This is a genomic window from Nocardiopsis kunsanensis DSM 44524, from assembly GCF_000340965.1.
Taxonomy (GTDB): Bacteria; Actinomycetota; Actinomycetes; order Streptosporangiales; family Streptosporangiaceae; genus Nocardiopsis; species Nocardiopsis kunsanensis.
Genome location: NZ_ANAY01000033.1, coordinates 63,413 through 73,909 on the forward strand (window position 1 = coordinate 63,413; position 10,497 = coordinate 73,909).

Consider the following 10,497-nt stretch of genomic DNA (forward strand, 5'->3'; position numbering starts at 1 on the left):
GGCACCGGGCCCTGCCCCGAACGGCGGGCCCGGTGCGGTGTGAGGTCAGGCCTGTCTCCGGCGGTGCTGTTCGACTGCCGCGATGACGACGTCGGGAGAGATGCGCACCGCAGTTTCGCCGGGAAGGGGATTCTGCACCTTTGCCCAGTCCTCAGCTGCCAGAACGGCGCCCTGCACGACGAATTCTCCGGTGTCGCTGAGGTAGACGGAGGGGCAGCCCTTGCCGCCGGAGGACGGGTCCTTGGCGAGCAGTTCCAAGTCCATGGCTCTCCTATCGGGGGTCGCGTGGGACCTTCAGGAGGAGCCGAATTTAACACGCATCCCTGGCGCCACAAGGCCTCTGTCCGCTTCCGGCCTGACTGCGAGCAGTGCCTTCTTCCACCCCGAGCCTCTTCAGCCCCACGGGCCCCATCAGAGACAAGCGAGTACTGCTCGGTGACGGCCAGGACCGGCCCCCGGTGAAGGCGGAAGCGGGCGGAGCTGCTCAGCCCTTCCGGGTTGTCAGCAGGAAGCTCGGGCATCGGGTGGTCCGTCCTCGTCGGGGACAGTGCGGATCCGGGAGAGCCGGCGGCTCGTCCTCGGAAGCCGTGGTGCCGGACGGTCGAGCTGTGTGGTCGGACATGCGCGACCCTGTGGGCGGCTACGCTCATCGGTTCTGGTGCGCCCCCAGGAACACATCACCGTGCGCGGCGCACACGTCCCGGAACACCCGTGTTCCGGCAAGAGCCACACGGTCGCAGGGCATTTTCGCCACCGAGCTGACCAGACCAACAAGGGCCTCCTGGACTCCAAGCGTTGATCCCGAAGATCCACGCCCGGTCCGGAGGCCCTCTTTCGCCACCACGCCATCACCGAGGCTTACCCACTTCTGTGGTCATTTTCCGCTAGATGCGGTTGAAACGCCACCTGAAGTCGGGGTTGGACGGGTTGTGGTACCCGAGCTTGAGGAAGGACCCGTTCCAGGCCGGGTTCTCCAGGGTGACGCCGAGTTGGGTGTTCTTCACGGGAACGATCTGCTGTGCACCATTTCCGACGTCCGACACGTGCCAGCGCTGTTCGTTGCGGTGGCTGCAGGTGGTTTGCTCGATCCGCTGGTTGGCGGTGGTGTTGCCGTTCTTGGGCTGCATGCACAGACCGCTGCGCAGGTTGCGGATCTCGTAGGAGGCCATGCCCGAGCTGTGCCCGGCATAGGAGACGTCCCACTGCATCCCCACGTGGTCGGCCGGCCATACGCGGATGTCGGTACGTGCGGTGGAACCCCCGTACGGGACCACCTCGGCGTCGTTCTTCTCGAAGGCGATGCGGTAGTCACCGGGAGAGACTTCGGCGGACGCGGCGGCGGGGGACAGGAGCAGCATCCCGACAGCCGCAGCACAGGCGGTCGCTGCGGATACTGCCTTGCGGGGAATTACCATTGTTTTCCTTCTGGTTCAGGTGTCTTCCAGGAAGATGTTCACCCCGCCGGTGCGGCCGGCCGGGTTGCCGCCGACAGTTTCCATTCTTGCGCGGGCCGTTTTCAAGAATTATCCCCGAAGCTTTCGTCGGGGCTGTATTTTTGCTTCTCCGTAACCGGGGTGCCGGTATCGAGGTGGAAGCGTGTTGCCGTATATTTCCCCTATCATCCACGGAAAAGGAGCATCAGGGGCGGGGAGAGGCAGGGGATCGGGTTGCTGTTACCTGCACCCCGAAACTGTTCGGAAGGGTCATGATTTTTCCCGTGTGCGGGGGTGTGAAGAGCAGGATTTCCCAAGTGATGTGGAGACGAAAGGGTTCGAAACAATTGTGCCGCCAGGTGGGTTGGTGCGCTTTTGGGGCGGCTCGCCCCGATGCTCCGGGGTGGGAGAAGGCCCCGTGGCCAGGGCAGGACCCACAGGCCGCAGGGGCGAGGAAGCGGGTGGGCCGGCATGCGAGCCGGGCGGACCGGGCCGGCCTCAGCCGGGTACGGCCGCGCTGCGGCGCCGTTTCCGGCGGTTCACCGGCCGAGGCCACGAAGTCGAAGCCACGAACGTGCTGGGGAGGGGCCGGAGCGCTCGCCGGCGTCCGTGTGAACGCCGCAGGCCTGCCTCACCCGGCCTTTCCGTCGCCGGCCGGCTCCTCCCCGCCGTGACGGATCCGGCCGAGGCGGCGGGTGAGCTCCTCGCGCCAACGATCGAGCAGCGCTGGGCATTCTGCCAAGGCCCGCGTGGTGGCGAGGTCGTCGGCGGGTGCGCGCATCGTGTGGCTGACCCGCGCTACCGTCCACCGCGGATACGGGCGCTCACGCAACACCATGGCATCGCCCTCCTGCAGAAAGCCGCACGAGAGGACCCGCAGGTACCAGCCGGTGCGCCCGCTGCGCTGGATCCTCGGGACGAGATCGGACACACCCCAGCGGCGGGCGGGTTTCCAACACGGGCGGCGGGGCTGGCTCACCTGCAGAACCACTCCGCCCACGTGCCACACGTCGCCGAGACAGACCTCGTCCTCGGTCAGGCCCTCCACAGCGAGGTTCTCCCCGAAGGCACCCGGCCCCACCGAGGACAGGCCCAGCTCCTCCCGCCAGCGGGGATAGTGCTCGCACGGGTAGACGAACACCGCCTTGTCCGGGCCGCCGTGGTGGCGCCGGTCGGCCTGCTCATCTCCGGTGAGGCTGTCCTGCGCGACCCGGACGGGGCCGGAGAGCGCGGACTTGCCGATCGCGCTGACCCAGGACCGTCCGGCACCGTCGTCGAAACGCCGGACCGGACCGGCATGTACCGACACCACTCGGGCGCCGGACCGGGCATCGACCATGGCCACCACTCCTCGTCACGCACACAGGTACGGGACCATCGTGCTACACGCCAAGTCAGCGGCTCCCACCAGGCCCGGCATCTGTCCCTGCCCGGCACCGCCCAGCGGGCCGACCGCCACGTCGTCCTCGTCCTACCTGGGCGAGAGGCCCGGGCGGAAGGTACCTGTTTTCCGCCGGACCAGGACGCACGCGCCGGAAGAGGGCACGAACGTGCCGCCGAGTGAGACGTTCACTGACCTCTGCACAGCGCAAATGTGTACCGGCGGGACCGCCCCCCCCGGCCGGCTCCCCAATGGCCGGGTCCACCGCCCACCACTCGTACTCGTGACCTTCGTTCCTACCGTACTGCCCCTGGCCGGAACCGGCCACAGAACCGGAGGTTTCGTGGTGGGCTGTGGCCGTTAGCGTGCCGAACGTGGATATGCCCGAACGCGCACACGACCCTGCCCACCGGTTCAGGGACTACGCCACCCTCGTGGAGCAGATCTTCACCCGGGGCCCCCAGACGGTGGCCGACCAGATCGGGAACCATGTGCCCGGCGGAACCGACCCCTCCTCCCCGCCGGGGCACCTGCGGTGGTTGCTGCTGAGCCGCGCCCACCTGCTCGCGCGCTCCCATGACCGGGCCGAGGTGGCCTGCGTCCTGTACGACCTCCTCGCCCCACGGACACCGGTGTTCGCGTGGCTGACCGGTGTGGAACGGGCCCTGCCTCCGGTGCGGTTGACCGCCCGGGGCCCGGAAGGGGTGCCGGAGGACCCCCGGCTCGTGCGGGTGCTGACCGGCCACCGTGCCCCGGTGCGCTCGATCGCCTGGTCCCCCGACGGAGAGCAGCTGGCGACCGTCGGTGCCTACGACTCCTGCGTGCAGATCTGGCGGACACGCGACTGGAGTCGGCAGGAACGGCTCGACATCACCGGGGCCTCCCTGGACGAGGCCGTGTGGAGCCCCGACGGGCACAGGCTCGCGGTGCTGGGCCGGAGCGACCGTTTCCCCGACCTGGGCGAGCACGAACCGGATGACGTCCACGGACGGCAGGGCCGCGTCGAGCACGTACACATGGTGCTCGTGTACGCCACCGCGACCTGGAAGGAGATCGCCGCCACCCCCACCGCGCCACGGTGGGGGACCGGGGACCGGCCGTCCCTGGCCTGGTCCCCCGACTCCCGGACGCTCGCCATCGGCGAGGACATCGGTGTACGCCTGTGGGCGATGGAGGCGCCGGAACAGCCGGCCTGGCTCGGGCCGGTACCGGATGTGCGCAAGATCCTCGACCTGGACTGGCACCCGGACGGAACTCTGACGGCACTGGTGCAGAGAGAGCAGCACCTGTCCGGGAAGAGACCGACAGTACCGGCGAGCATGCTCGTGACCTGGCCGGAACCGAACACAGCTCCGCACTTCCGGAGCTGGCACGAGGGGCTGCCCGGACGGCCGTACGCGGGGCTGCGCCGGCACCCCGACGGCGCACGGGCCTGCCTGTTCGCCGGCAGGGGACCGGACCTGTGCGAACCCGACGGCTCGGGGATGCTGTGGCAGCGCAGCCGCTTCGGACACCTGGGGCCGCAGACCAGGGCGGTGGAGTGGTCCCCCGACGGGCACAGGTTGGCCGAGCTGCGCTCCCGCCACCAGGGGTGGGCCGACATCGTCCTGTGGGGGACCGAACGGGGCCGCGAACCGTCCGTGTCCGCCCGGATCGACTGCGCCCCCGAGGAGACGACCGCGCTGGCGTGGTCGCCCGGCGCAGACCTGTTGGCCACCGGCGGGGTCAGCGGGGTACGGCTGTGGCGTCCGGAAACGGGAAAGCCCCATCACGGCAGCTTCGACATGCGGGTCACCACACCTGTGTGGAGCCCCGACGGCGCCCACGTGGCGGTCCTCTCCCCGGGCCTGGGTGAATGGTTCGTGGTCGACGCCCGCGACCCGGCCGAGCCGGAACCGTTCGGCCCGGAGTGCCCCTTCCCCCGGCGCGACCCCGAGAAGGAGAAGGAACTGGTCGAGACCGCGCGCCAGGAGGGAGAGGACCACGACCCTTACACGGGCGTGTACGGCCGCCATGCCCCCGACGCGGTCAGTCCCGGGCAGGAGCTGTACGCCCTGGCGGGGGACGGCGACCCCATCAGGGTCTTCGACCTGAGGGGCGGCGGCAGTCGCCTCCTGGGGAAGGAGGGGCCCGGCGGCCGGTGGATGCTGCTCCGGTTCACCCCCCAGGCGGACCGTCTGGTCAGCCTGCACCAACGGACACTCACCCGGCAGGACGGAGGGGAACGGGAGGAGGAACTCGTGCTGACCTTGTGGGACGTGGCCACGGGCCGACCGTCGGCCCGTGAACGCCTCTGGCGCGACCGCACGTCGGAGACCGAGCGGGTGGAGCATCCGCGTGCCCTCGCCGTGGGCCGCACGCACCTGGCCTGGTGCGGGGGCGAGGGGACGGTGGCCCTGCACGACTCGGCGACCCTGAAGCCGGTGAGTAGGACCAGGACCACCGGGGCCGCGACAGGTCTGGTGTTCTCCCCCGACGAGGACGCGCTTGCGGTGGTCGGCGACGGCGGGGTGCGTGTGGTGGACCTGGTCGAGGTCGGGGACCGGGCGCGGTGACCCCGGCACGGGACCGGCGCACCCCGCCGGGGGAGTCGTGGTTGACCGGAATCGGCCACCTCGGGGGCAGGCCGGGGAGGACGGGGAACCGTTAGCGTGCCGGGGGTGGACGACTCCGAAACCCCTTACGATCCTGCCGATCGGCTCAGGGACTACGCCACCCTTGTGGACCGGGTCTTCACCCAGGGTCCTCAGGCGGTGGCCGACGGCATCGCCGACCAGTCGCGGGCAGGGACCGACCCCTCCTCCCCGCCGGGGTACCTGCGGTGGTTGCTGCTGAGCCACGCCCATCTGCTCGTGCGGCCCCAGGACCGGGCTGAGGTGGCCTGCGTCCTGCACGACCTCCTCGTCCGGCGGCCGCTGGTGTTCGCTTGGCTGACCGGTGTGGAACGGGCCCTGCCCCCGGAACGGTTGACCATCCGCGGACCGGAGAACGCACCGGACGACCTCCGGCTCGTGCGGGTGCTGACCGGCCACCGTGCCCCGGTGCGCTCGATCGCCTGGTCCCCCGACGGCGAGCAGCTGGCGACCGTCGGTGCCTACGACTCCTGCGTGCGGATCTGGGACCCGCGCGACTGGAGCAGCCGGCGGCGGATCGACATCACCGGGGCCTCCCTGGACGTGGCCGTGTGGAGCCCCGACGGGCGCAGGCTCGCGGTGCTGGGCCGGAGCGACCGTTTCCCCGACCTGGGCGAGCACGACGAGGGCGACGTCCACGGCTGGGAGAGCCGCGTCGAGCACGTGCACATGGTGCTCGTGTACGACACCGCGACCTGGAAGGAGATCGCCGCCACCCCCACCGCGCCACGGCTGGGGTTCGGTGGACGGCCGGTCATCACATGGTCCCCCGACTCCCGGACGATCGCCGTCGGGGAGGACATCGGCGTGCGCCTGTGGGCCGTGGACGAGGACGAGCGGTCCCCGTGGCTCCTGCCCGGCGGCAAGGTGCGGCAGATCCTGGATCTGGATTGGAACTCCGACGGCACTCTCACGGCACTGGCCCGAGGGAGCGAACAGGTGCCGGGAGGGGCACACACCATGCCGGAGAGCCTCCTGGTGACCTGGCCCGACCCGTGCCTGGGGCCCGAGTACCGCGTGTGGGCCCGCGGGGTGCCGTGGGACACCGTGACCGGGGTACGCAGGAACCCCGACGGCCACCGCCTCTGTGTGTTCTCCAGACGCGGGGTGGCCCTGTGCGAGCCCGACGCCGAACGGCCCCTGTGGCAGGAGGAACGCGCCTTCGCCGATGCCTGGACCAAAGCGGTGGAGTGGTCCCCCGACGGGCGCACACTGGCCGAGTTGCGTTCCCGGCACCAGGGGTGGGCCGAGATCGTCCTGTGGCAGATGGGACCGGACGCCCAGCCGTCGGTCCTGGCCCGGTTCGACTGTGCCCCGGAGGAGACCACAGCGTTGGCGTGGTCGCCCGGGGCGGACCTGCTCGCCACGGGCGGCGACAACGGTGTGCGCCTGTGGAGGCCGGAAGCAGGACAGACCCGCCGCAGCGGTTTCGAGACGCGGGTGACCACGCCCGTGTGGAGCCCCGACGGGAGCCAGGTGGCGGTGTTCTCCCCGGCTGTCGAGGAATGGTTCGTGGTCCAGGCCCGCGAGCCGGCCGAGCCGCTGCCGGCAGGGCCGGAATGCCCCTTCCCCCACCTGGATCCTCAGGCGCAGGAGGAGCTGATCGACGCCGCGCGCCAGGAGGGGAGGGACTTCGACCTCTACACGAGCATGTACGGGCCCCACGCCCCCGATGCGGTCAGCCCCGGGCAGGAGCTGTACGCCCTCGCGGGTAGAGGATCACGCATCATCCTCTTCGACCTGGTCGACGGCGGCACCCGCCAACTCGGCGCGGGTCGGCCGGAGGGGCGGTGGATGCTCCTGCGCTTCACCCCGGACGCGGACCGACTGGTCAGCTTCCACGTACGCACCCTCACCCGCGAGAGGGACGGGGACTGGGTCGAGGAACTCGTGCTGACCCTGTGGGACGTGACGACGGGGACACAGCTGGCCTGTGAGCGGATGCAGCAGAACTGGGCATCGCAGACACGGCGGGTGGACCATCCACGCGCTCTCGCTGTGAGCCGCACGCACCTGGCCTGGTGCGGAGGGGACGGGACACTCGCCCTGCACGACTTGGAAACCCTGGAGCCGCTGAGCCGGACCAGAACCATCGGGGCCACCACCGGCGCGGAGTTCTCCCCGGACGGAACCACCCTCGCGGTCGTCGGTGAGGGCGGGGTGCGTCTGGTGGACCTGGTCGAGGACGAAAGCCGGAAAGGGTGACACAGCCGGGGGCGGGACGCGGAGCCGAACAGCCGGCCCTACGGCCCGGTGCCGTGACACTCCGCGACCGCCTCACCCGGGGACGGAACCGGCCGGGGTGCTGTCCGCCTCCGTGGTGCTCTGGTGCAGCCGCTCCAGGGCGGCTGCGATCTCACCGTCGTCGTCCTCGACGAAGTCCTCCACCTCGTCGGTGTAGGCGTACACGGCCTCGAGGACCTCCGCGGCGGCCCCGGCCCGGCCGGTCTCCTCCAGTAGCTGCACCGTGTCGACGACGGCGTGCACCGCACGGGCGTAATCGGCCGCCTGTTCCCGGGGGAAGGGCTCGTGCACTTCCAACTCGCCCGCGACCAGGCTCGACAGCGCCTCCGTGTCCCCGGCTGCGGCCGCGGCCCGTAGCTCCAGAGCCAGGGTCAGGGCGGGGGAGTACCCGGCCTCGGTCAGCAGGAGCCCGACGAGGCTCTCGTGGTCCAGGGAACGCAGGTGTACGGCGGCATCGGGCACCTGGGGAGCCTGTTCACCGTGTTCGCGCTCGAAGAGGTGCACCAACCCCAGCGCGACGACGTGCTTGCAGCAGTTGCCCTCCAGTGCCCAGGGGCAATCACAGCCCCAGGAGAAGTTGCCTTCGTCGGAGAGCTGGACGCGGTAGCGGGCACTCCCGCTCACGGTGGCGTGTACCCGGCCCTGGCTGAGGCGTCGGCCGGACACACGGTCGAGGTAATCCAACGCGCGGTCGAAGGAAGGCTGTCCGGCGATGTCGAGCAGGTGTTCACGCGAGAGTTCAGGCATACGGGAAGTCAACCAGAAGGCCCGGCCCGCATCGAACGCGAGCGGGGCCGGCTGCGCAACACACGGCCTCGCCCGGGCACGCAGACCGGTCCGCAGGACGGCACCTGGTTCCCCGTGGTCCCCCGGACGCCGCGGCCGGCCCGCGCCTGTTCCTCACCTCGCCGGGTGGCCGGCCCGGAAGAGCAGTTCCTCCGACGGGTCCAGGGACGGCAGAGCCGGGCCTGCGGCATCCCTGCGCCAGTCGTGCTCCCGGACCGCGTCGGTGCACATGCGCCGCCAGAGCTCCGTCCGGTCCCCGCGCACGGCTCCCCGGGTCAGCTTGCGGGCCAGGTCCGACACGACGGTGAGGTTGTGCGCATGCGCGGCCTCGGCGTTCGGCTCCTGCCCGAGCACGGCATAAGAACTCATCTCATTTGGATTCTCGGTAGCCTGGCCGTGTGTCGATGGTGGAGCGGCTGGTGCCGGACGAGCTGTGGGAACTGTTCCAGCGGGTGGTGCCCGAGGCACCCACCCGGCCTCAGGGTGGCGGCCGACGCAGACACGGTGATCGCGAAGTGTTGGCCGCGATCATCTTCGTGGCCAACAGCGGCTGCACATGGGCTCAGCTCCCGCCGGTGTTCGGTCCCTCCGGGCCCACCGCGCACCGGCGTTTCACCGAGTGGACCCGGGCCCGGGTCTGGGCCAAGCTCCACCGCCTGGTCCTGGACGAGCTCGGCTCCCGCGGTGAGCTGGACTGGTCGCGGTGCGCGATCGACTCGGTCAACATGCGGGCCCTCAAAAGGGGGACCTGACAGGTCCGAATCCTGTCGATCGAGGCAAGAAAGGCGCGAAGGTCCACCTGATCACCGACAAGTCCGGCCTGCCCCTGTCCGTGGCGATCTCGGGGGCCAACACCCATGACAGCCAGGCCCTGCAACCCCTGGTGCAGGGGATCCCTCCGATCCGGTCCCGCCGTGGACCCAGGCGGCGTAAACCGGCCAAGCTGCACGGTGACAAGGGGTACGACTACACCCACCTGCGCCGATGGCTACGCAGGCGTGGGATCGTCCATCGCCTGGCCCGCAAGGGCGTGGAGTCCTCGAAGCGGTTGGGGCGACACCGGTGGCAAGTCGAGCGCACCATGGCCTGGCTGGCCGGATGCCGCCGCCTACACCGCCGCTACGAACGCAAAGCCGACCACTTTCTGGCCTTCGCCGGCATCGCCTGCACGCTGATTTGTTACCGCAGACTGGCCAAATGAGACGAGCTCTAAAGCGCGGGCAGGGCATGGATGCGGGCGCAGGTCAGATCGTGGCGGGAGCCGGGCTCGACGTCGGAGACCCACAGCGGGGTTCCGTCGGGGGTCGCGAGGAACTGGATGTTGCCCGCGAAGTGCTTGGCCTTGCCCGAGTACCACTCGTCGTTTCCCTTCTCGTTGGTGCCGGCGGCGCGGTCGCAGTCGATGAGGGTGCCGTCCAGGACCACGTGGCCCGCGCCCTGTTCTTGGCATTGGTGGAGGGCTTGGTGCAGGTCAGGGGCTTGTGTGGCCAGGATGTCGATGGCCTCGTGCAGGTAGCGGTAGCCGGTGGCCTGGGAGATGTGCGCATCGCGGGCCAGGCGGTGGACGCTTCCGGCTTCGCGGAACCAGCGCAGGGCGAAGAGCGCTTGGGCGAACGGGCCCAGGGTTCGGGAGCCTTGCGGGGTGCTGATCATGCGGCGGTGGGCGGCCAGGTGCCGGGCAAGGAACTCGACGACGTGGCGGGGGACATCGAGCATGGCAGAATAGGGGACCAACGTGAGGCCTCTGGTTCAGCGGACGATCTTGTGGAAGAGAACCGTCCTACCAGGGGCTTCACGTCTGCGTGAGGTGATTCCCTAATGTCTGCTTCTGTCTCTTTTGCGTTCTTGGTCCGGCTTCCTGGCTCGCATTTCGCTGAGAAAACCTCACTGTTGTCCGTGAAAATTCAGGCGCAGATGTGACGTTCGGTTTCGTTGTGTGGGGAGGGGTCGGATGTTCCGCGCAGTGAGCCTTTTTCATCCTGTTTCTCGGAGCTGAAGAACGAGCACGGCACGAGCGATC

9 protein-coding genes are annotated in these 10,497 nt (G+C 69.8%); 3 read left to right on the forward strand and 6 right to left on the reverse strand.

All coding sequences use genetic code 11. From position 1 onward, the window contains the following. Positions 1–45: 45 nt before the first annotated feature. The 3 genes from D456_RS0118680 to D456_RS0118690 form a co-directional block, all read right to left on the reverse strand. Positions 46–264, reverse strand: a complete 219-nt coding sequence (locus tag D456_RS0118680) for a hypothetical protein (RefSeq protein WP_017577708.1) — start codon at positions 262–264, stop codon at positions 46–48. A gap of 620 nt (positions 265–884) precedes the next feature. Further along, positions 885–1,415 carry an RICIN domain-containing protein gene (locus tag D456_RS0118685; protein WP_051049499.1) on the reverse strand — a complete coding sequence of 177 codons (531 nt, stop codon included), beginning with the start codon at positions 1,413–1,415 and terminating at the stop codon, positions 885–887. 649 nt (positions 1,416–2,064) lie between these two features. After that, entirely contained in the window at positions 2,065–2,772 is a 708-nt protein-coding gene (locus D456_RS0118690) for an MOSC domain-containing protein (protein WP_017577710.1), read from the reverse strand. Positions 2,773–3,194: 422 nt separating this feature from the next. On the opposite strand from D456_RS0118690, the gene D456_RS0118695 reads away from it, so the two are divergent. Together D456_RS0118695 and D456_RS0118700 are read left to right on the forward strand one after the other, a co-directional pair. After that, positions 3,195–5,369 (forward strand): WD40 repeat domain-containing protein, encoded by a 2,175-nt coding sequence (locus tag D456_RS0118695; protein ID WP_017577711.1) that lies wholly within the window; start codon positions 3,195–3,197, stop codon positions 5,367–5,369. A gap of 105 nt (positions 5,370–5,474) precedes the next feature. Next, positions 5,475–7,652, forward strand: a complete 2,178-nt coding sequence (locus tag D456_RS0118700) for a WD40 repeat domain-containing protein (RefSeq protein ID WP_020480254.1) — start codon at positions 5,475–5,477, stop codon at positions 7,650–7,652. Between the two features lie 72 nt (positions 7,653–7,724). On the opposite strand, the gene D456_RS0118705 is transcribed toward D456_RS0118700, so the two are convergent. After that, on the reverse strand, positions 7,725–8,438 hold the full coding sequence (locus D456_RS0118705; RefSeq protein ID WP_017577712.1) for an SWIM zinc finger family protein: 714 nt from the start codon (positions 8,436–8,438) through the stop codon (positions 7,725–7,727). 153 nt (positions 8,439–8,591) lie between these two features. After that, a complete protein-coding gene (locus tag D456_RS0118710) occupies positions 8,592–8,846 on the reverse strand; it encodes a hypothetical protein (RefSeq protein ID WP_193373852.1) in 255 nt (84 codons plus the stop codon). A gap of 35 nt (positions 8,847–8,881) precedes the next feature. Between D456_RS0118710 and D456_RS26000 the strand changes: the two genes are divergently transcribed. After that, positions 8,882–9,678 (forward strand): IS5 family transposase gene (locus tag D456_RS26000; protein ID WP_086002113.1). Its coding sequence is split into 2 segments (ribosomal slippage): positions 8,882–9,218 and positions 9,218–9,678, totalling 798 coding nucleotides; the frame shifts between segments, so codons are not numbered across the junction. 8 nt (positions 9,679–9,686) lie between these two features. On the opposite strand, the gene D456_RS24505 is transcribed toward D456_RS26000, so the two are convergent. Next, positions 9,687–10,193: a transposase family protein gene (locus D456_RS24505; RefSeq protein ID WP_017577716.1), complete on the reverse strand. Its 507-nt coding sequence runs from the start codon at positions 10,191–10,193 to the stop codon at positions 9,687–9,689. Positions 10,194–10,497: the final 304 nt, after the last annotated feature.